20 protein-coding genes and 1 tRNA gene are annotated in these 19802 nt (G+C 58.9%); 6 read left to right on the top strand and 15 right to left on the bottom strand.

The window, feature by feature from the left end; genetic code table 11:
- Nucleotides 1-13: 13 nt before the first annotated feature.
- A complete protein-coding gene (locus TM5383_RS01925) occupies nt 14-1627 on the bottom strand; it encodes a L,D-transpeptidase family protein (RefSeq protein WP_058317424.1) in 1614 nt (537 codons plus the stop codon).
- Between the two features lie 416 nt (nt 1628-2043).
- On the opposite strand from TM5383_RS01925, the gene mepK reads away from it, so the two are divergent.
- Nucleotides 2044-2604: a peptidoglycan L,D-endopeptidase MepK gene (gene mepK / locus TM5383_RS01930; RefSeq protein ID WP_143570285.1), complete on the top strand. Its 561-nt coding sequence runs from the start codon at nt 2044-2046 to the stop codon at nt 2602-2604.
- A gap of 93 nt (nt 2605-2697) precedes the next feature.
- Here mepK and TM5383_RS01935 read toward each other — a convergent pair whose 3' ends face one another.
- The 12 genes from TM5383_RS01935 to iscR all read right to left on the bottom strand — a co-directional run bounded on the left by TM5383_RS01935 (nt 2698) and on the right by iscR (nt 11753).
- Nucleotides 2698-3138: a hypothetical protein gene (locus tag TM5383_RS01935; RefSeq protein ID WP_058317360.1), complete on the bottom strand. Its 441-nt coding sequence runs from the start codon at nt 3136-3138 to the stop codon at nt 2698-2700.
- A gap of 218 nt (nt 3139-3356) precedes the next feature.
- Nucleotides 3357-3433: transfer RNA gene (locus TM5383_RS01940), tRNA-Arg, on the bottom strand.
- Nucleotides 3434-3529: 96 nt separating this feature from the next.
- The gene (locus TM5383_RS01945; RefSeq protein ID WP_058317361.1) at nt 3530-4750 is read right to left on the bottom strand and encodes a cysteine desulfurase; all 1221 of its coding nucleotides are present in this window, start codon (nt 4748-4750) and stop codon (nt 3530-3532) included.
- Nucleotides 4750-5328, bottom strand: a complete 579-nt coding sequence (locus TM5383_RS01950; RefSeq protein WP_058317362.1) for a YIP1 family protein — start codon at nt 5326-5328, stop codon at nt 4750-4752. The genes TM5383_RS01945 and TM5383_RS01950 overlap by 1 nt, the downstream gene beginning before the upstream one ends.
- Nucleotides 5321-5812: a hypothetical protein gene (locus TM5383_RS01955; RefSeq protein WP_058317363.1), complete on the bottom strand. Its 492-nt coding sequence runs from the start codon at nt 5810-5812 to the stop codon at nt 5321-5323. Before TM5383_RS01955 ends, TM5383_RS01950 begins: the two co-directional genes overlap by 8 nt.
- On the bottom strand, nt 5812-7095 hold the full coding sequence (locus TM5383_RS01960) for a SufB/SufD family protein (protein ID WP_058317364.1): 1284 nt from the start codon (nt 7093-7095) through the stop codon (nt 5812-5814). Before TM5383_RS01960 ends, TM5383_RS01955 begins: the two co-directional genes overlap by 1 nt.
- On the bottom strand, nt 7095-7850 hold the full coding sequence (gene sufC / locus TM5383_RS01965) for a Fe-S cluster assembly ATPase SufC (RefSeq protein WP_058317365.1): 756 nt from the start codon (nt 7848-7850) through the stop codon (nt 7095-7097). Before sufC ends, TM5383_RS01960 begins: the two co-directional genes overlap by 1 nt.
- A 199-nt stretch (nt 7851-8049) precedes the next feature.
- Nucleotides 8050-8364 (bottom strand): heavy metal-binding domain-containing protein, encoded by a 315-nt coding sequence (locus TM5383_RS01970; protein WP_058317366.1) that lies wholly within the window; start codon nt 8362-8364, stop codon nt 8050-8052.
- Between the two features lie 49 nt (nt 8365-8413).
- The gene (locus tag TM5383_RS01975; protein ID WP_058317367.1) at nt 8414-8680 is read right to left on the bottom strand and encodes a hypothetical protein; all 267 of its coding nucleotides are present in this window, start codon (nt 8678-8680) and stop codon (nt 8414-8416) included.
- 3 nt (nt 8681-8683) lie between these two features.
- Complete coding sequence (sufB, locus tag TM5383_RS01980; RefSeq protein WP_058317368.1) at nt 8684-10219, bottom strand: Fe-S cluster assembly protein SufB; 1536 nt, start codon at nt 10217-10219, stop codon at nt 8684-8686.
- Between the two features lie 25 nt (nt 10220-10244).
- A complete protein-coding gene (locus tag TM5383_RS01985; RefSeq protein WP_058317369.1) occupies nt 10245-11288 on the bottom strand; it encodes a cysteine desulfurase family protein in 1044 nt (347 codons plus the stop codon).
- Nucleotides 11289-11291: 3 nt separating this feature from the next.
- A complete protein-coding gene (gene iscR / locus TM5383_RS01990) occupies nt 11292-11753 on the bottom strand; it encodes a Fe-S cluster assembly transcriptional regulator IscR (RefSeq protein ID WP_058317370.1) in 462 nt (153 codons plus the stop codon).
- Nucleotides 11754-11938: 185 nt separating this feature from the next.
- On the opposite strand from iscR, the gene TM5383_RS01995 reads away from it, so the two are divergent.
- The 4 genes from TM5383_RS01995 to TM5383_RS02010 are packed head-to-tail and all read left to right on the top strand — an operon-like array spanning nt 11939 to nt 14458.
- Entirely contained in the window at nt 11939-12595 is a 657-nt protein-coding gene (locus TM5383_RS01995; RefSeq protein WP_058317371.1) for an alpha/beta hydrolase, read from the top strand.
- Nucleotides 12595-12849: a hypothetical protein gene (locus TM5383_RS02000; RefSeq protein ID WP_058317372.1), complete on the top strand. Its 255-nt coding sequence runs from the start codon at nt 12595-12597 to the stop codon at nt 12847-12849. The genes TM5383_RS01995 and TM5383_RS02000 overlap by 1 nt, the downstream gene beginning before the upstream one ends.
- Nucleotides 12846-13298: a cupin domain-containing protein gene (locus tag TM5383_RS02005; protein WP_058317373.1), complete on the top strand. Its 453-nt coding sequence runs from the start codon at nt 12846-12848 to the stop codon at nt 13296-13298. The genes TM5383_RS02000 and TM5383_RS02005 overlap by 4 nt, the downstream gene beginning before the upstream one ends.
- Entirely contained in the window at nt 13295-14458 is a 1164-nt protein-coding gene (locus TM5383_RS02010; protein ID WP_058317374.1) for an HD domain-containing protein, read from the top strand. The genes TM5383_RS02005 and TM5383_RS02010 overlap by 4 nt, the downstream gene beginning before the upstream one ends.
- Nucleotides 14459-14537: 79 nt before the next feature.
- On the opposite strand, the gene mfd is transcribed toward TM5383_RS02010, so the two are convergent.
- Both mfd and TM5383_RS02020 read right to left on the bottom strand, forming a co-directional pair.
- A complete protein-coding gene (mfd, locus tag TM5383_RS02015; RefSeq protein WP_058317375.1) occupies nt 14538-18005 on the bottom strand; it encodes a transcription-repair coupling factor in 3468 nt (1155 codons plus the stop codon).
- A complete protein-coding gene (locus TM5383_RS02020; protein ID WP_197407350.1) occupies nt 17998-18561 on the bottom strand; it encodes a component of SufBCD complex in 564 nt (187 codons plus the stop codon). The genes mfd and TM5383_RS02020 overlap by 8 nt, the downstream gene beginning before the upstream one ends.
- Before the next feature lie 173 nt (nt 18562-18734).
- Between TM5383_RS02020 and hemB the strand changes: the two genes are divergently transcribed.
- Complete coding sequence (gene hemB / locus TM5383_RS02025) at nt 18735-19730, top strand: porphobilinogen synthase (RefSeq protein WP_058317376.1); 996 nt, start codon at nt 18735-18737, stop codon at nt 19728-19730.
- The last annotated feature ends 72 nt before the right edge of the window (nt 19731-19802 follow it).

Raw genomic sequence — 19802 nt, forward strand, 5'->3', positions numbered from 1 at the left:
TTGGGCAAGAGACTTAGCTTTGAATGGCGCCCAGTTCCACCCCTGCTGATTGCAAAGCTTTCCAGATTTGCTGATCACGGCCATAGGTGTCACGACGATAGTTGGCGCGGCCTTTGGCGGGCATAACGGCGGTGCGATAAACGATATGCACCGGAACGTGCTGTTCAAGATCAACCTGGCTCTCGCGGCCGGTGTCCAGATAGCGGTGGAACACCTTCTTTGGCTGGCTGGTCTGCTTGGCCAGCAGCGCGTAGCCAAATTCAAACGGTTGCGCCAGACGGATGCAGCCGTGGCTATAGGCACGGGTTTCGCGGGCGAACAGCGCCTTTTGTGGCGTGTCGTGCAGGTAAATGTTGTGGCGGTTCGGGAACATGAACTTTACCAGACCCAGCGCATTGCGGCGCGACGGCGGCTGTTTGATATCAAACGGAAAGTTCTTGGCCGTAAACTGGGTGAAATCCGCCCCTTCGCGGCTGACCACACGACCAGAGCCGTCGATGAGTTTCAGGTGGCCAACGGCGTTCGGGTTCTTCTTCAGCTGCGGCAGGTATTCCTTGACCGCGATCGAGCGGGGCACGTTCCAGGTGGGGTTGATCACCATATGCTCCATCTCGTCGCTGAATTCTGGGCTACGGCGATCTGAATCGCGTGCGCCTACGACAGAACGGGTTTCGAAGGTCACCTTGCCATCATCCATGATCTTGGCGGTGTAATCCGTGAGGTTCACCCAAACATGACGTTCCCCACGTTCAAAGTTGGTCCAGCGTTCCCGTTCCATCGCAACCAATACAGATTGCAGGCGTTTTTCAGGGGCGACGTTCAGCTCTTGCAGGGTGGTGGCGCCTGCAACGCCATCCTCTGCCAAGCCATGGTCCGCCTGAAACTGCTGCACCGCCGCCTGAATGCGGCTGTCGTAGCGGCGGCTGGAAGAACGATCCAGATACCCCAGCGCAATCAGGCGGTTGCGCAGCTTGACGATCGCATCGCCTTTGTCGCCCGGCTCCAGCTTCTTGCCGGGCACGGTTTCGCCCCAGCCGCCTGCTTCGATGACGGCCTGCAGGCGCAGCATCTCTTTGCGCAGACGGGGGTATTCAGGGGTGCTTGGCGGCAGTGTTTTCATCACCTGAGCCGGTTTGCCGTCGATCAGGCGGGTGAGATATTCAACACCGTCGCGGCTTTGAGATTTACGTGCAATCTCTTTGTTAACCTTGCGCGGCTCCAGCAGGCCGTATTCAACATCGCGGGCGTACTGCAGGTATGCCTTGGACAGCGCCACATCCACCTGCCCCAAATCGCGCGGTGTTTTTGCATTCCGCATCTGAGCCATCAGCCCATCCACATCATAGCGCGCGGTCGGCAGACCATGGCTGGCGGCATTGGCCAGTGCGCTCAGCAAGGCCTGACGACGCGCCAGATGGCTGTCATCTTCGCCGGTCCAGATCGCGGAGAACCCGTTTTCACGATAAAACCGCGCCAGTTCGCGGTCGTCAGAGGCGTGTTCTGCAATCGCCTGTTTGAACGCTGTCACCTGCGCCTGCGCCTGGCCTGGGACATGCGCCAAGACCACACATGCAGCCAGAGCTGCGAGGGTCATACGGGGTTTCATCAATCCAGACAGGTTCATCATCGAAAGTTTCAAATTGGAAAAGCCAGAACGAGGTACCGACAGCATGCGCGCACGTCTCTTTCTTTAAAGTGTTAATATCTCTGTTCGTCCTTGGCGTTTTTTCGACCGACTGTCCATTCACAAATAGGGTTTAGTGCCGTTCTGTGGTGTTTCTACGGATCACTGTTGCGCCTTGGCCAGCCGGAGAATGTGCCAAAAAACCGTTTGGATTCAGCATAACCCAGTTTGCTGTCAAAAGCAGATAACAAAAAGTTGCGCAAAAAACCGCCTAAATAGCACTTGTCAAAAAAAACGCGCCAGTTCCGCCTTGGTGGAATGGAACTTGTATGTATTATAGCGCCTGCATCTGGGGATGAGATGGCAGGTCTCGCGTAACATCGCGGGCAACACAGGTAAGCGACAGGACGGGCGCTAACATGACGAAGATGACTTTGACGCGGCGGGCGATCCTCGGCGCGTTTGCGGCAACAACCGTGACCGCAGCACCAACATTCTCCAAGGCCGCAGGGTTCCTGCGTGGCTCTGGCGACATTCGCCGCATCAAAATGTATTCTGGCCGCACTGGCGAAAGCCTGGACATGATCTACTGGATCGAAGGCGAATACATCAAAGACGCGCTGAAAGAAGTGAACTACTTCATGCGCGATTGGCGGACCAACGGCGTGATCAACATCGACCGCCGCAACATCGACATCATGGCTGCAGCGCATAACCTGATGGACGTCAGTGAACCTTATATGCTGCTCTCTGGCTACCGTTCACCCAACACCAATGCCATGCTGCGGTCGAAATCGCGCGGCGTTGCCAAGAACTCTCTTCATATGAAAGGTCAAGCTGCGGACCTGCGTTTGCAATCGCGTTCCGTTTCGCAAATGGCCGAGGCCGCATCGATCTGCCGCGCAGGTGGTGTCGGGCGCTATTCGCGGTCAAACTTTGTCCATATGGATTGTGGTCCTGTGCGGACCTGGGGCCGGTAACTCGGCCCGCCGACCCTGCCATGCGCATTTAAAAACCCGCCAAATGGCGGGTTTTCTTTTGTCTGCCGATTTACCAAGTGACCTGCTGGGCGACTAGACGGGCTGATATGGCAGCGTATCAAGTTCTGCCAACGCCGCCTCGGGTACGTTCAACAGGATTGCGCAATCTTGGCGTAGGTGCGAGGTCGCGGAAATGAAATCTGGATGCAGATTCCAACGACCCGTGCAAATCCGCCCGACTTGTTGCGCCGGGGCGGTTGGAGCAAAATAGGCCATCATCAGCGGTGACGGCCCCTGCTGACGCCGTGCGCTGGCGCAGACGGTCAGGCGCCGCTGCAAGTGTCGCAGGTCATCTGGGCAGAGTGCTGACGATGTAACGCCCGACAGATCGACAAAAAACTTGGAATACGGCGCCTCGGAGAGTGTGCCCTCCAACGCATCATAGATCCGATCCGCATCCTGAGCGGTGTGGTGGCCCTCGTATCGGATAAACACCAATTCTAGTGGATGAGCGAAATGGATTAATGCGGCCATGGTGGTCTCGATCCGGCGTGCGACGATGGGTGGTGCGGCAAAGCGGTCCAGTTTTTGTCTAGGGTGAACAGCATGATGCTAGGCTGCGTTTGAATTGATAATGCTCCGATATTTTCGACGGATCAATATGGCCATCTGGCTGTATACCCTGCGCATTCTGCAACATTGGTGCCAGCCGAGAGCGACGTTTGACGAATAAAAGAGGTTTTTTGGGAAAGTGGCGCACCCATCAGGATTCGAACCTGAGGCCTCTGCCTTCGGAGGGCAGCGCTCTATCCAGCTGAGCTATGGGTGCCTGAGGTCTGATTACCGCATGGCAAAACGGGGTGCAATCGGTAACGCGGTCCGGTGACAGGTTTTTTTGTCACCGGACCACAGATGTTTAAGTGGCTTAGCCGAACAGATCGTTGGCCAGTTCCAGCGCGTCGACCAAGGTGTCGACCTCTTCGCGGGTGTTGTACATCGCAAAGGAGGCGCGGCAGGTGGCCGAAACGCCCAGATGCTCCATCAGTGGACCGGCGCAGTGGTGGCCTGCGCGCACGGCAACGCCCTTTTTGTCGAGGATGGTGGAGATGTCATGCGCATGCGCCGCCCCCGCCATGGTGAAGGAGAAGATCGCCGCCTTGCCAGCCGCCCTGCCCTGCAGGTGCAGCCAGTTCAGACCGCTGAGGCGTTCACTGGCATAAGACGCCAGATCCGCCTCATGGGCGGCAATCGCCTCCATCCCCACATCCATCATGTAGTTAAGCGCAACGCCCAGACCGATGGTTTGCACGATGCCGGGGGTTCCGGCCTCAAACTTCATCGGCGGATCGTTGTAGATCACCGCCTCTTTGCTGACCTCTTTGATCATGTCGCCACCGCCAAGGAAGGGGCGCATTTCGGCCATGCGTTCCTTCTTCACGTAGATCGCGCCGGACCCTGAGGGGCCGTAAAGCTTGTGACCGGTGATGGCGTAGAAATCACAACCGATGTCCTCGACGTTTACCGGCATATGCACCGCACCTTGCGATCCGTCGACCAGCACCGGCACGCCCTTGGCGCGCGCACCGTCGCAGATCGCTTTCACATCAACCACGGTGCCCAACACGTTGGAACACTGCGTGACGGCGATCAGTTTGGTTTTCGGCGTGATCGCATCCAGCACCTTTTGCGGGTCCAGATTACCAGAGGCATCGGTGTCCACCCATTTGATCACCACACCCTGACGTTCGCGCAGGAAATGCCACGGCACGATGTTGGCGTGGTGTTCCATGACGGACAGGATGATTTCATCGCCTGCCTGCATACGTGGCATGGCCCAGCCGTAGGCGACCATATTGATGCCTTCGGTGGTGCCGGAGTTGAGGACGATTTCGTCCTCATCGCTCACCCCCAGAAAACGGGCGATGATGCCGCGCACGCCTTCGTACTTCTCTGTTGCCAGATTAGAAAGATAGTGCAAGCCACGGTGAACATTGGCATATTCTTCGGCATAAGCCTTGGTGATTGCGTCAATCACCACCTGCGGTTTCTGCGCCGAAGCGCCGTTGTCCAGATAGGTCAGCGGTTTGCCGTTCACCTCACGCGACAGGATCGGGAAGTCGGCACGGATTTTTGTGACGTCGTACATCAGACAGGTCCTACAGGGGAAACGCCGGCTAGTACCAGCAAGAAAGACAGCGCCAAGACAGCGCCGATATGGCCGAACACCATCAACAGGAAGCTCTGACCGAGGGAGTTAAGCTGGTGTGCTTCTTTCAGGAAACACATCAACATCCAGAAGAAATAGACCGAAAAGCCAAGGCTCAGCATCGAGGCGAGCCCACCCAGAACCAGCCCCAGCAGGCTCAGCACGGTCAACACCACCAGCTGCACTGCATGCAGCCAGCTAACAATGGCAAGGGTATCACGCAGCGTGCCCTTGCCGCCCATCCAGCCACCGATCCAGTGAAACATCATCACCAATGCGACAAACATGCCGCCGGTGGCCAAGGCGTAGCCAAAGGGGTTGTTCGTCACCAACGGCAGCACTCCGATCGGAGCCTGAAACGACAGAAACACGCCGTAAATCACCGCGTTCAACGCCACAACGATGGCCAAAATCAGCCACCACACCTGTGCCGACAGCGGGATCGCCAACACCTTGGCTGCCGCACCACGCGGATCGCGCAGGGTGTCAATCAATAACTGCTTCAGTACGTCAGTCACCTTGCCGACCCCAATGAATCTTTGCCAGACCGCCCAGCCAGAACCATGCAAATAGCCCCAACCAGATCGCACCGACAATGTCCAAGATCACAGACGGGCCGATAAACCCCGCCACCATGCCGTGAAATAGCACCAACGGGCTTGACGCCAAGAGCGCCCAGAACAGCGCCAGACGCGACCCAAAGCCGCTGGCCTTACCCCGGGCAGCACGCGCCACCAGATGTACGATCCACGCCATCACGTAAAGAAACAGCGGCATCATGAACACCCACGCCAACAGCGTGGAGCCGAGGAGCATGTTCAGCTCATCCCCGTTCAGGTGCGCCTCACGGGCCAGACGCGGCCACTGGGCCACAAAAACGATGAAGCACCCCGCCATCACAATGGCTAGGGCGCGGTCTTCGCGTTCCCCCATCGCCAGACGCCGGGCCAATACACGGCCCGGCCCCCGGTAGGTGGCCACGATATCGCGGGTCACAGACATTAGGCGCGACGACGCTCCAGCCAGCCTTGCAGGCGTGCGGTGATTTCATCACGCAGCTCTTCGGCTTCGATCTCTTCCACCGCTTCCGCGAGGAAGGCCAGAACCAACAGATCCGTTGCCTGATCGGTCGGCACACCGCGCGATTTCAGATAAAACAGCGCAGTTTCATCAATCGCACCGGTGGTGGAGCCATGCGAACAGGCCACGTCGTCGGCGTAAATCTCCAGCTCGGGCTTGGCGAGGAACTGACTGTCATCGTCCAAGAGCATCGACTGGCTGATCTGATAACCGTCGGTTTTCTGCGCGCCTTCCTTCACCAGAATCTTGCCCTGGAACACGCCGGTTGCACCGTTGCGCAGCACCTTTTTGAACACCTGTCGGCTTTCGCAGCGCAGGGCGTCATGGGTGATGAACACGGTGTCGTCGTGGTGGAAATCCTTGCCGTCACCCATGCAGGCGCCTGCAACGTGTGCAATGGCGTCGTCACCGGTCAGCTCGATCACGCATTCGTTGCGGGTCATCACACCGTTTGCGGTCAGGGTGAAGGATTTGAACGCGCTTTCGGTGCCCAGACGGGTAAAGATATGCGTTGCCGCACGGCGTTCATGGTCACGGCCCTGCGCACGGACGTGGTTAAAGCTGGCGTTATCGGCCACCTCAACCTCCATCACCTTGTTGAAACGGGCCGCAGCGGGACCGTTTTCAAGCAGGGTCAGGGCGGCGCCCTCTTCCAGCTTTACAACATGGTGCAGGATCGCGTCCGAGGTTTCATTGCGATGCACGTAGCTGAGGTTTACCGGACGCGACACAGGCGCGGTCACACGGATCAGCACACCGTCAGTGGCAAAAGCACTGTTCAGCGCCGCCAGCGGGCGTTCAACAGGTTTTTGACCGTTGGTTTCCAGCTGACCGTACAGATCCTTGGCCCAGTGAATGTCAGGCGCATCGGCCAGACGGGTGATTTCCAGACCTTCGCCGGTCAGGTCATCGCTGGCGTCGGCATCAAAAACACCGTCAACAAAAACGATCTGCAGAGCGTCGATACCGTCAAACACCGGCGCCTCACCACCATCAAACAGCGCGGCAGGCACGGGGTCGGCCTGCACCAGCGTGTCGGGGCGGGTGTATTTCCAGTATTCATCGCGGCGCGACGGCAGGCCCATCGCCTGCACACGCGCCAGCGCGGTTTCACGCGCCTCAACCAGCCACGCGGGGCCAGCGGGCAGCGACAGCGCGCTCAGGCGCGCGTCAGTTGCGTCCAGTTTGGTTTGCGGCAGCGCCATTATGCCACCTCCGCCAGAATGTCGGCGTAGCCGTTTTTCTCAACTTCCAGTGCCAGCTCGGGGCCGCCGGTTTTCACGATACGACCGTTGGCCAGAATGTGGACAACATCGGGTTTGATGTGGTCCAGCAGACGCTGGTAGTGGGTGATCACCAGGAAAGAGCGGCCTTCGGCACGCAGGGCGTTCACCCCTTCGGCCACCAGTTTCATCGCGTCTACATCAAGGCCAGAGTCGGTTTCGTCCAAGATGCACATCTTGGGTTCCAGCATCGCCATTTGCAGAATTTCGTTCCGCTTCTTCTCACCGCCGGAGAAGCCGACGTTCACCGGACGTTTCAGCATGTCGGCGTCGATCTTCAGGGTTTTCGCCCGCTCGCGCACCACTTTCAGGAACTCGGTCGAGGACATTTCTTCCTCACCGCGTGCTTTGCGCTGTGCGTTCACAGCGGTGCGCAGGAAGGTCATGTTGCCCACGCCGGGGATCTCAACAGGGTACTGGAACGCCAGAAACAGGCCAGCGGCGGCGCGCTCTTCGGGTTCCATGTCCAGAATGTCTTCGCCGTCCAGCAGCGCTTCACCACCGGTGACCTCATAGCCGTCTTTGCCCGACAGCACATAGGACAGGGTGGATTTGCCCGAGCCATTGGGGCCCATGATGGCGTGGACTTTGCCGGTTTCGACGGTCAGGTCCAGACCTTTGATGATCTGCTTGTCTTCTTCTTCAAGTTTGACCTGCAGGTTTTTGATTTCCAACATTTTCTATTCCTCGTATCGCCTCGCGCAGGCGGTTATTTTCTGATGATCATTTGGGCCACAACGGACCCAAGAAAGCCGCTGACGAAACTGGTCGCCAGAATTTGTGAGTTGTTGAGCATGGGGGAAATCTGGCTGACGAAAAACGCAAAACCAGAACAGAACAGCCCGGTGGTGGTCGCAGACAAGAGGCCCCGCAGCATCAGTCCAGCACCACTGCTGTGCCAGATGCCGATACCATCATCATCGACTCCCCCACCACTTCGTAGTCGAGGTCAACGCCGATGACCGCATTCGCGCCTTTGACCGCCGCGCGCTCTTCCAGCTCGCGCAGGGCCGTGTCGCGGGCATCCTGCAGCTTGCTTTCATAGGCGCCGGAACGGCCGCCGACGATGTCGGTGATGCCGGCAAAGAAATCCCGCACGATGTTCGCGCCGACGATTGCCTCACCCACAACGATGCCGCGGTAGTCGGCAACCTTGCGTCCTTCGATCGAGTTTGTGGTTGTGACGATCATTTCATTTCCTCACCTAGTAACTTGCTCAACGATGTTGCGGTTGTCGGGGTTAGCTGTTCCAAAACATCACCACCTTTTTGATCTGGTCAAAGCTGACCCAAAGGATGAGTGCGATTGGTCCTGAAAAAACCAAAAGGCTGACCAGCCCCGCCCAAAATCCGTTAACGGTGTAAGCACTGACAATGCAAAGGCCGAAGAAGCTAAGCAGAGGCTTCGCAAACCGCCGCAGAAAGGCAATCAACAGAACGAAGCGCACACTTTCACGCACATTCTCTTCGAACCTTTTGACCTCTGCTTTGGCTTCTTCGCTTTGCATTTTTTACCCCACGGACCCTTCCAGAGAGATGGCGACCAGCTGCTGGGCTTCCATCGCGAACTCCATCGGCAGGGCTTGCAGCACTTCTTTACAGAAGCCGTTTACCACCAGCGCCACCGCCTCTTCTTCGTCCATGCCACGCTGGCGGCAGTAGAACAGCTGTTCATCGTCCACCTTCGATGTGGTGGCCTCATGCTCCACACGGGCCGAGTTGTTCTTGACCTCAATATACGGAACCGTATGGGCGCCGCATTTGTCGCCGATCAGCAGGCTGTCACACTGGGTGTAGTTGCGGCCATCCTTGGCTTTGGGGTGCATCGACACCAGACCACGGTAGGTGTTCTGCGCCTTACCGGCAGAGATGCCTTTGGACACGATCCGCGACTTGGTGTTTTTGCCCAGATGCACCATTTTCGTGCCAGTGTCGGCCTGCTGCATGTTGTTGGCAATCGCGATCGAGTAGAACTCGCCCTGGCTGTCGTCACCGCGCAGGATGCAGGAGGGGTATTTCCACGTCACGGCAGAGCCGGTTTCTACCTGCGTCCACATCACCTTGGAACGGGCACCACGGCAGTCGGCGCGTTTGGTGACGAAGTTGTAGATGCCGCCCTTGCCGTTTTCGTCACCGGGGTACCAGTTCTGAACGGTGGAGTATTTCACTTCGGCGTCTTCTTCGACGATGATTTCCACCACAGCGGCGTGCAGCTGTGCGGTGTCACGCTGGGGCGCGGTGCAGCCTTCCAGATAGGACACGTAGCTGCCCTTGTCTGCGATGATCAGGGTGCGTTCAAACTGACCGGTGTTTTCCGCGTTGATGCGGAAATAGGTGCTGAGTTCCATCGGGCAACGTACACCCGGCGGGATATACACAAACGACCCGTCCGAGAAGACGGCGGTGTTCAGCGTCGCGTAGAAGTTATCGGTCATCGGCACCACGGTGCCGAGGTATTTTTTGACCAGCTCAGGATGCTTTTTGATCGCCTCGGAGATGGAGCAGAAGATAACCCCTGCCTTTTCCAGTTCCGCCTGAAAAGTGGTGCCGACGGAGACGGAGTCAAACACCGCGTCAACTGCAACCTTGCGGCCCTCAGACGGGGCGTTTTCCGCGCCTTCAACACCGGCAAGGATCATCTGTTCCTTCAGCGGGATGCCCAGTTTGGAATAGGTTTCCAGCAGCTTGGGATCCACGTCGTCCAGCGACTTGGGCTTTTCTTCCATGGATTTGGGGCGGGCATAGTAGTACTGATCCTGAAAGTCGATTTCAGGGTAGTTCACCATCGCCCAGTCGGGTTCATCCATCTGACCCCAACGTTCAAACGCCTGCAGACGCCATTCGGTCATCCATTCGGGTTCGTCGTTCTTTTCCGAGATCAGTTTAACAATGTCGGTGTTCAGCCCTTTGGGGGCATATTCCATCTCGATCTCGGTTTCCCAACCGTACTTATAGGCACCGCCCACTTCGCGTACGGCATCTACGGTTTCCTGATCGACACCTTCTTTGACCTGATCCATGCCGTCGGCATTATCCAAAGCAGCCATGTCTATTCTCCTGTTCGCGTCCCTATCACGCCGCGCGGGCGTGGAATTTCTGTTGTTTTTGCAGCCAAGCCTTGGCAAAGCGCAAAACGTCATCTTCTGTTGTCTCCAGCCCCAGCGATACGCGGATCGCGGAACTGGCGACGTCTTCGCCATATCCCATGGCGGTCAAAACCTTGCTGGCGCGCACCTTGCCCGAGCTGCAGGCCGATCCTGCGCTGATGGCAAAGCCCGCCAGATCCATCTGCATCACCTGTGTTTCGCCCTTCCATCCGGGGGTGGCGAAACAACTGGTGTTGGGCAGGCGCTTGGCGCCCTGTCCGATAAAAATAGTGTCGGGTGCGGCGGCTGCAATGGTGGTTTCCAGCAAATCGCGCAGGCGCGCCACCTCGTCCCATTTGCCGTCCGCCAGATCACGTGCTGCCGCCTCTGCCGCAGCGCCAAAACCGGCGATACCGATCAGGTTTTCGGTGCCTGCACGACGCCCCATTTCCTGACCGCCGCCTTTTAGCTGCGCAGGCACATCGGTGCCGCGTTTGATCACCAGCGCGCCGATCCCCTTGGGACCGCCCAGTTTATGGGCCGAAATGATCGCCGCCGTTGCGCCGGACCAGTTGAACGCCAGCGCCACCTTGCCGAAGGCCTGCGTCATGTCCGACATCGCCAGCCCCTCTGGCAGGGATTGCAACACGCCGGTTTCGGAATTGGCCAGTTGCAGCACGGTATTGGCAGGATCGGTGATCGTCGCAATGCCGTTCTCATCTACCGCCAGATCGGGCGTGATCCATGCGCCCACTGCATCATGTTCCAGATCACAGCCCGCATAACCGCGCCCTGCACAAAACAGCGCTGCCGCCTCTGTCGCGGAGGAGGTAAAGATCACATCTGCACCATCCGCCCCAAGGGCCGACGCGACCTGCGCCCGCGCCTTTTCCACCAGCGATTTGGCAGCGCGGCCTTCACCATGCACCGACGACGGATTACCGAATGTGTCCATCGCGGCAATCATCGCCTCACGCGCCTCGGCACGCAGCGGGGTGGTGGCGTTATGATCCAGATAGGTGCGTTTCACGCCTTAATCCTCATCCACCACGGCAAACAAATCCGGCACTGCCGGACAGGGAGCCAAACCGTTGCTGATCACATCAGACAGGCGCGCCTGATGCAGGAACACGTAGACATGCGCCGAAAGGCTCTGCCACAGGCGGTTGGTCACTGACTGCGCCTTGGATCCAGACAGCGCACCGGACGCCCCTGCCCCTTTGTGCATCGCATCCACGGTTTCATCGACAGCCGACAGCACCTCAACCACGCGGATTTCATGGGTGGATTTCGCCAGACGATACCCGCCCCCCGGACCACGCACAGATTCGACCAAGCCCGCACGGCGCAATTTCACAAACAACTGTTCCAGATACGGCAGTGAAATATCCTGCCGTTTCGAGATTTCGCCAAGGGAAACCAGCGCATCGCTGGGCTGCAGCGCGATATCTGCAAGCGCCACCATGGCGTAACGGCCTTTTGTACTTAGCTTCACGACTTAGGTTCCTTCGCGAACAAGATTGACGATAGGGCTTGCAGGGCTTATCTCGCTTGCAGCCACCCACTGCAAGAGGTGGCAATTTAGAATTGTTCTAAAGTGATCGACGGAATTCGTCAAGAATAACCCGTCGCATTCACCGACGAAAGACGCGCAAATACGCTAGAGGAGACAGGCGACACATGCCCGAGGTCATTTTTCCCGGTCCGGAAGGCCGCCTAGAAGGCCGTTATCACCCGCAGAAAGACCGCGACGCACCCATCGCCATCGTCCTGCACCCGCATCCGCAGTTTGGCGGAACCATGAACAACAAGGTTGTCTACAACCTGCACTACGCCTTCTATAACATGGGTTTCACCGTGTTGCGGTTTAACTTCCGTGGTGTTGGGCGCAGTCAGGGTGAATATGACCAAGGCGTGGGCGAACTGTCTGATGCGGCATCCGCACTGGATTACCTGCAGTCAATGAACTCCAACTCCAAACATTGCTGGGTCGCGGGCTTTAGCTTTGGGGCGTGGATTGGCATGCAACTGCTGATGCGTCGTCCGGAAATCACCGGCTTCATCTCTGTTTCGCCGCCTGCGAATATGTACGACTTTTCGTTCCTGGCGCCCTGCCCCTCGTCCGGTCTGATCATCAACGGCACCGCCGACCGCGTTGCGCCGCCGTCTGACACCGAAACACTGGTGGGCAAACTGCACGAACAGAAGGGCATCACCATCACCCACGAACAGATCGAGGGTGCCGGTCACTTCTACGAACGTCAGGAACACATGGACACCATGGTGGGCAGCGTCAACGATTACGTGAAACGCCGCCTGACAGAGAACACCCGCTAATGGGCGTCACCGAGGATCTGGCAGACGCGCTGGCCAAGGACACCATTGAGGCGGCCGAGGCGATGGGCGATGAACGGCTGATCGAGGAGGTCTCCAAACAACTGGGGGCCTCTTCCCAAACCACGCAAGAGGCGTTTATGACCGCCGTGCGCGTGCGATTGGCCGAAAAACGCGCCCGCGGGTTCCTGCAGGACAAACTCAAAGGATTTCTGTCAGAACAGAAAGCATCCGCACAGAAAGCGCAAAAAGGATGAGGGCCGTCGAGGCCCTTTTTCTTTTCCTGCTGACAGGCTTTGGCCTGTCCTTCCTGCTGGCCCTAGGTGAACGCGACTGGTTCCATTGCTACGCGCATGTGGGCACCGATCGCCCACCACTGCCGTCTATCTGGGCAGAGGGAGAGCTGATGCTCGTGATCCTCGAAACCCTGACGCCGCCCTTTGGCCATCCGATGCTGTTTGTCCTGCATTTCGGTGCTGGGATCGCCTTTGCCACCTACTGGCTGCGTCACCCGCGACGGCCCCTGCTGATCGCCTATTCGGTGTTTGCGGGATTGTCCCTATTCACCCTGTTGCCACCCTCCTCTGAACACGGCTGCGACCCGACCGGAACTGGCGGGTTTTACACGCTGACATTCTTGACGCTTGCAGGTATTACCCTCGCTCTTGCAGGCGCTTACATCCCGAAATGGATCCAAAGATCATGACCAACACTCCCCGCCTTGATGCCCAGATGGCCTTCCTGAATGAGGCCTGCAAATTGAAACAGGTGGACCGTCAATCGGCGCTGCAGGATCTGTCCCGGCCGGAAAATTCCGCCGAACACAGCTGGCACGTTGCCCTCTATGCGCTGGTGATGGACATCCCTGAGCTGCGCGATCACACCGACCGACTCAAGGCGATCAAGATGATCCTGCTGCACGATCTGGTAGAGATTGACGCGGGCGACCACCCAATCCATCTGGACCATGATGCCGATGCCGTGGCGCAGGCAGAGGCCGCCGCCGCAACCCGCCTGTTTGGCCTGCTGCCCGAGGATCAGGCCGCAGAGATGCGCGCGCTGTGGGATGAATTTGAGGCAGGCAAAACCGCTAGCGCCCGCGGGGCAAAACGGATGGATCACGTTCAACCGATGTTGCAGGCGGCCGCCCCCGCCGCGCCCCTGCCCGATCACGTGCAGGTGGTTGAGGATAATCTGGCATCTGGCCGCGCCAAAAACCTGCACAAAGACTGGCCAGAGATGTTCGCCCATGTCCGCGCCGCGCTGGATGGCACGCACGCACCGAACGGGGATCTGGCCAAACGCATCGCCTTCCTCAACGACTGCGACCGCCTGAAACCTGTTTATCGTGCTACTTACATTGCGGGCGGATCGCGCTTTGAAAACTCGGCTGAACACAGCTGGCATCTGGCGCTTTACGCGCTGATCCTGGCCGAACATGCACCGCATGCAATCAATGTGGACCGCGTGATCACCATGCTGTTGCTGCACGATCTGGTGGAGATTGATGCAGGCGACCATCCGATTTTTGGCGACTATGACGCCAGTGCAAAAGAGGCCGAAGAGCTAGAGGCCGCGCGCCGCATCTTTGGCCTGCTGCCGGATGCGCAAGGGGCTGAGATGCTGGCGATCTGGCAGGAGTTTGAGGCAAACGAAACGCCTGATGCCGTATTCGCCAAATCGCTGGACCGCTTTCAGGCGCCGAACCAGAACCTTGCCTCTAACGGTGGTAGCTGGCCGAAATACAACGTGACCTATGACGTTTTCCGCGAAAAGGTTGGCGGCAAAATCGCCTACGGGGCGCCTTCGTTGCTGGATTGGATTGCGCCGAGAGTGAAAGCGTTTTTGGACGTGATGCCGCGCTGACGCGTAACGCGGTGGCAGCTATATGGTGTACCTTCATTGCCCCCGCGCTTTGGATCGGGGGCAATGAATAGGCAGCACGTTAGGTTTTTGCCTTGGCTTTCAGGCGCTTCTTTTCCTCGATCACCTTGGCGGCCAGATCGCGGGCGATGGCGAAGGCACCTTTGATCTTGTCGCCGTCTGATTTCCAATCCCGACGCACGACGATCTTGTTGTCTTTGACTTTGGCCAGACCGTTTTGACCCTGAATGTATTCGACGAGCCCCTGGGGCGAGGCGAATTTATCGTTGTGGAACTGGATCGTCGCGCCCTTTGGTCCGCCGTCGAGTTTGGCGATGCCGGCCTTTTTGCACATCTCTTTGATCCGCACGATCAGCATCAAGGTGTTCACCTCTTTGGGCAGTTTGCCGAAACGGTCGATCAGTTCGGCGGCGAAACCTTCCAGTTCAACTTTGCCTGACAAGCTGCTGAGGCGCCTATACAATCCCAGTCGCACGTCCAGATCGGGCACATAGGTGTCGGGGATCAGCACCGGCACGCCCAGATTGATCTGCGGCGCCCATTGATCGTCGCCATCACTCAGACCTTCCAGCTCACCTGCTTTGATCTTGGCAATCGCCTCTTCCAGCATCGACTGGTACAGCTCATAACCCACATCGCGCATCTGGCCGGACTGCTCTTCGCCCAGCAAATTCCCCGCGCCACGAATGTCGAGGTCTTGGGACGCCAGCGTGAACCCTGCCCCCAGAGTGTCGAGCGATCCCAGAACGCGCAGACGTTTTTCCGCCGTCGCGGTCAGTTTCTGGCGCGGTTTGGTGGTCAGATAGGCATAGGCGCGGGTTTTGGAGCGGCCCACACGGCCACGGATCTGGTAAAGCTGCGCCAGGCCGAACATATCGGCGCGGTGCACGACCATGGTGTTGGCGGTGGGAATGTCGAGGCCGGATTCGACAATCGTGGTGGCCAGTAGCACGTCGTACTTGCCGTCATAAAAGGCGTTCATGCGGTCATCCAACTCGCCCGCTGCCATCTGGCCATGGGCGGTGATATAGCTGACCTCTGGCACTTGGGTGCGCAGGAACTCTTCAATTTCCGGCAGGTCGGATAGGCGCGGCACCACGTAGAAACTTTGCCCGCCGCGATAATGTTCGCGCAGCAAGGCCTCGCGCACGGTGACACCGTCAAATTCGCTGACGTAGGTGCGGATCGACAGGCGGTCGACCGGCGGCGTGCCGATGATAGACAGATCGCGCACGCCCGACAGCGACAGTTGCAGCGTGCGCGGGATCGGGGTGGCGGTCAGCGTCAGCACATGGATGTCGCTGCGCAGCTGTTTCAGCCGTTCCTTGTGGGCAACGCCGAAATGCTGTTCCTCGTCAATAATCAGCAGGCCAAGGTTTTTGAATTTGATGTTCTTCGCCAAGAGCGCATGGGTGCCCACCACCACATCCACGGTGCCGCGCGACAGACCATCACGGGTCAGGGATGCCTCTTTGCCCGTCACGAACCGCGACAGCGACCGCACCTCTAGGGGGAAGCCACGGAAGCGGTCGGCGAAACTTTTGTAATGTTGCCGCGCCAGCAGCGTCGTTGGGGCCACAATCGCCACCTGCATGCCCGACATCGCCGCGATAAAGGCGGCGCGCATCGCCACCTCGGTCTTGCCAAACCCCACGTCGCCGCAGATCAGGCGATCCATTGGCCGGCCCGAGGTCAGATCGCCCAGCACATCCTCAATCGCGTTCAGCTGGTCATCGGTTTCCTGATAGGGAAAACGGGCGCTGAACGCCTCCCACGCATGGTGCTGGGGTTCCAGAATAGGCGCTTTGCGCAGTTCACGTTCTGCCGCGACGCGGATCAGACGATCCGCCATTTCGCGGATGCGTTCCTTTAGCTTGGCCTTCTTGGCCTGCCATGCGCCACCGCCCAGCCGGTCCAGCAGGCCTTCGTCGTGGCCGTATTTGGTCAGCAGTTCGATGTTTTCGACCGGTAGGTACAGCTTGGCCTCTTCGGCATACTCAAGCAGGATACATTCATGCGCCGCACCGGCTGCGCGTACCACCTCTAGGCCGCGATAGCGACCGATGCCGTGATCCACATGCACCACCAGATCGCCCGGTGTCAGCGATTGCGTTTCCGTCAGGAAGTTTTCCGCGCGCCGTTTCTTTTGCGGTTTGCGGATCAGGCGGTCGCCCAGCACGTCCTGTTCGGAAATGACCGTCATATCCGGCGTTTCAAACCCGTGTTCCAGCGGCCAGACCGCCAGATGCAGCCCGTGTTTGCCTATGCCGCGCACATCGCGCACGGACACGGCGCCGATCAGATCCTCATCCTCCAACAGCCCCTCAAGCCGTTCCCGCGCCCCTTCGGAGTAGGAGGCAACCAGCACCGGACCCTTTTCCATACGGGCGCGGATGTGATCGGCCAGCGCCTCAAACAGGTTGACGTTTTCCAGCTGCCGTTCGGGGGAGAAGTTGCGCCCAATGCGCCCGCCCGCATCCGCCACACCGGGGCCAGAGGCCTGCGCCAACGGGTGCAGTTGGATCAGGCGGCGGCCCTGAACCGCGCCCTCCCAGCCCGCGTCATCCAGATACATCAGCGCAGGCGGGATCGGTTTGTAGACACTGTCCATCCGCCCCTTCTGCGTCATCGCATGACGGCGGGTTTCGTATTGGTCTTCGATGCTCTCAAACCGGCTCAGGCGCGCGGGCGTCACCTGATCATCCAGGCTGACGCTGGCATCAGGCAGGTAGTCAAACAGCACCTCAAGGCGTTCATGAAAGAACGGCAGCCAGTGTTCGATGCCCTGATGTTTGCGCCCTGCGCTCACCGCCTCATACAGCGGATCATCGGTGCGCGCGGCGCCAAATTCGATGCGGTAGTTCTGACGGAACCGGCGGATCGCGGCCTCGTCCAGAATAACCTCTGACACAGGGGCCAGTTCGACCACCTCCAGCTTTTCAATTGTGCGCTGGCTGACGGGATCAAAACGGCGTGCGCCGTCCAGTACATCGCCAAACAGATCCAAACGCACCGGCCCGCTGTCCCCTGGGGGGAAGATATCGATGATGCCACCGCGCACCGCATAATCGCCCGGCTCCATCACCGTTGGTGATTGCGTGAACCCCATCCGCACAAGGAAGCCGCGCAGCGCAGCCTCATCCACCTGACCATCGACGCGGGCGGTAAAGGCAGCCTCGCGCAGAACCTCGCGCGCAGGCACCCGCTGCATCGCGGCGCTGATGGTGGTCAGCAGCACAAACTGTTTCGGCGCGCCATGCACCAGCGCGGCCAAGGTCGCCATGCGGGCGGCAGAAATATCCGCGTTGGGGCTGACGCGGTCATAGGGCAGGCAATCCCAGCCGGGAAACAGCAGCACCGGCATATCCGGCGCAAAAAACCGCAGCGCGGCCTGCATCGCCGCCATGCGTTTGTCATCGCGGGCCACATGGACCACGGGCTGGCCGGATTTTTCAATCTCGCGCAGGATCAGCTGGGCGTCAAAACCTTCGGGCGCGCCGCCTAAAGTCAGGGTATTGGGGTTAGCCATCGGTGGGCTCAATCTCTTCTACTTTGAACAGGTCGTTGTCGAGATGGCGCACCAGATTGACATAAATCCCCCAGACAGAGGTCACGAAAATCGACACCATGCCAATCGCCTGAATGGTCATCCGCAGGCGGGTCAGCACCTTGCGCAGATCAGCGCCGCGCAGCCCCTGCCCGTCGATCCGTGCAGCCGCGCGGTGCGACAGATAGCCGACCAGTGTCATCGGTGTCCCCAGCAGCGCAAGAGCCTGTGCAAATTCAATGTTATAGCCCCAGCCAAGGATCAACAAAGACGACAACACAAAGCTGGTGAAAACCGTTGCCCAAGTGCCCGCCACGTTGGTGACATAGAGCCGACGGCGCACAAAGCCATAGGCAATTTGCTCCAGATCAGCCTGCGCGCCTTCCGGGTCACGTGCGGCGCGGGTCACCATGTCGTAGGGCACACCCAGAACCCAATGGCTGGCCGTTGACCACATCACCGCCAGCGCAATCCAGAACCACAGGTTGGAAAAGGACCTGAGGTCCATCATTTCATTCAGGTAGGTGTACCAGGTCAAATTCTCGGCCCCAAAAAGATCTTCTGCCTTCAATACTGCGCACGCGCGGCAATTCCTACCCTTGAGGTAGAGGAAATTCCATGCCACCCATAGGTCAAACCACGCTCACCCTGACGGGTGCGCTGTCAGACTGCCGGGCCCGAAGGTGATGGGCCAGAAGAAAGGTTCCAAAGATGTCGCTTGCCCCCTTCCCCGCCGCGCGTTACCGCCGCCTGCGCCGTTCGTCCCAGATCCGCGATCTGGTGCGGGAAAACACGCTGACAGTGGATGACATGATCTGGCCGGTGTTCATCCGCGACGGCGACGGTGTGGAAGAGCCTGTGACGTCCATGCCCGGCGTTGTGCGCCGCTCTGTCGATAAAATCGTTGATGCCGCGCGCGAGGCGGCAGATCTGGGCATTCCGGTGATCTGCCTGTTTCCCTACACTGACCCCAGCCTGAAAACGAAAGGCTGCGAAGAGGCGTGGAACCCCGACAACCTGACCAACCGCGCCACCCGCGCGATCCGCGATGCGGGCATCGATATTGCGATCATGTCGGATGTGGCGCTGGATCCGTATAACATCGACGGTCACGACGGGTTTGTGCGCGATGGCAAGATTTTGAACGATGAAACGGTTGAGGCGCTGGTGAAACAGGCGCTGTCTCAGGCAGAGGCTGGCGTGGATATCATCGGCCCGTCGGACATGATGGATGGCCGCATCGGCGCGTTGCGCACCGCACTAGAGGCAGAGGGGCATCAGGACGTGACGCTGATGTCCTATTCCGCCAAATACGCCAGCGGGTTTTACGGCCCGTTTCGCGATGCGGTCGGCGCCAGCGGCAATCTGAAGGGCGACAAAAGCACCTATCAAATGAACCCCGCCAATGGCGATGAAGCGATGCGCATGATCGCCCGCGATCTGGCTGAGGGTGCGGATATGGTGATGGTCAAGCCCGGCATGCCCTACCTCGACATCTGCCGTCGGGTGAAGGACCAGTTTGCTGTGCCCACCTTTGCCTATCAGGTGTCCGGTGAATACGCGATGATCCAAGCGGGTGCGCAAAACGGCTGGGTCGACGGGCAGAAGGTGATGATGGAAAGTCTGATGTGCTTCAAGCGCGCGGGATGCGACGGCATCTTGACCTATTTCGCGCCCGAAGTGGCGCGGGTTCTGCATAGCCTTTGATATCGGGTTTAAGCGGGCGCTTGCCCATAACAACAGTGTGCGCGCAAAGGCCGTGACAGGCCCTGCGCGCCC

The organism is Thalassovita mediterranea (assembly GCF_001458435.1).
GTDB classification, from domain to species: domain Bacteria; phylum Pseudomonadota; class Alphaproteobacteria; order Rhodobacterales; family Rhodobacteraceae; genus Thalassobius; species Thalassobius mediterraneus.

Excerpts from the sequence above, each read along its gene's own strand:
- TM5383_RS01925 (WP_058317424.1), bottom strand. The coding sequence starts at position 1,627 with ATGATGAACCTGTCTGGATTGATGAAACCCCGTATGACCCTCGCAGCT.
- mepK (WP_143570285.1), top strand. The coding sequence starts at position 2,044 with ATGACGAAGATGACTTTGACGCGGCGGGCGATCCTCGGCGCGTTTGCG.
- TM5383_RS01935 (WP_058317360.1), bottom strand. The coding sequence starts at position 3,138 with ATGGCCGCATTAATCCATTTCGCTCATCCACTAGAATTGGTGTTTATC.
- TM5383_RS01945 (WP_058317361.1), bottom strand. The coding sequence starts at position 4,750 with ATGTACGACGTCACAAAAATCCGTGCCGACTTCCCGATCCTGTCGCGT.
- TM5383_RS01955 (WP_058317363.1), bottom strand. The coding sequence starts at position 5,812 with ATGTCTGTGACCCGCGATATCGTGGCCACCTACCGGGGGCCGGGCCGT.
- TM5383_RS01960 (WP_058317364.1), bottom strand. The coding sequence starts at position 7,095 with ATGGCGCTGCCGCAAACCAAACTGGACGCAACTGACGCGCGCCTGAGC.
- sufC (WP_058317365.1), bottom strand. The coding sequence starts at position 7,850 with ATGTTGGAAATCAAAAACCTGCAGGTCAAACTTGAAGAAGAAGACAAG.
- TM5383_RS01970 (WP_058317366.1), bottom strand. The coding sequence starts at position 8,364 with ATGATCGTCACAACCACAAACTCGATCGAAGGACGCAAGGTTGCCGAC.
- TM5383_RS01975 (WP_058317367.1), bottom strand. The coding sequence starts at position 8,680 with ATGCAAAGCGAAGAAGCCAAAGCAGAGGTCAAAAGGTTCGAAGAGAAT.
- sufB (WP_058317368.1), bottom strand. The coding sequence starts at position 10,219 with ATGGCTGCTTTGGATAATGCCGACGGCATGGATCAGGTCAAAGAAGGT.
- TM5383_RS01995 (WP_058317371.1), top strand. The coding sequence starts at position 11,939 with ATGCCCGAGGTCATTTTTCCCGGTCCGGAAGGCCGCCTAGAAGGCCGT.
- TM5383_RS02000 (WP_058317372.1), top strand. The coding sequence starts at position 12,595 with ATGGGCGTCACCGAGGATCTGGCAGACGCGCTGGCCAAGGACACCATT.
- TM5383_RS02005 (WP_058317373.1), top strand. The coding sequence starts at position 12,846 with ATGAGGGCCGTCGAGGCCCTTTTTCTTTTCCTGCTGACAGGCTTTGGC.
- TM5383_RS02010 (WP_058317374.1), top strand. The coding sequence starts at position 13,295 with ATGACCAACACTCCCCGCCTTGATGCCCAGATGGCCTTCCTGAATGAG.
- mfd (WP_058317375.1), bottom strand. The coding sequence starts at position 18,005 with ATGGCTAACCCCAATACCCTGACTTTAGGCGGCGCGCCCGAAGGTTTT.
- hemB (WP_058317376.1), top strand. The coding sequence starts at position 18,735 with ATGTCGCTTGCCCCCTTCCCCGCCGCGCGTTACCGCCGCCTGCGCCGT.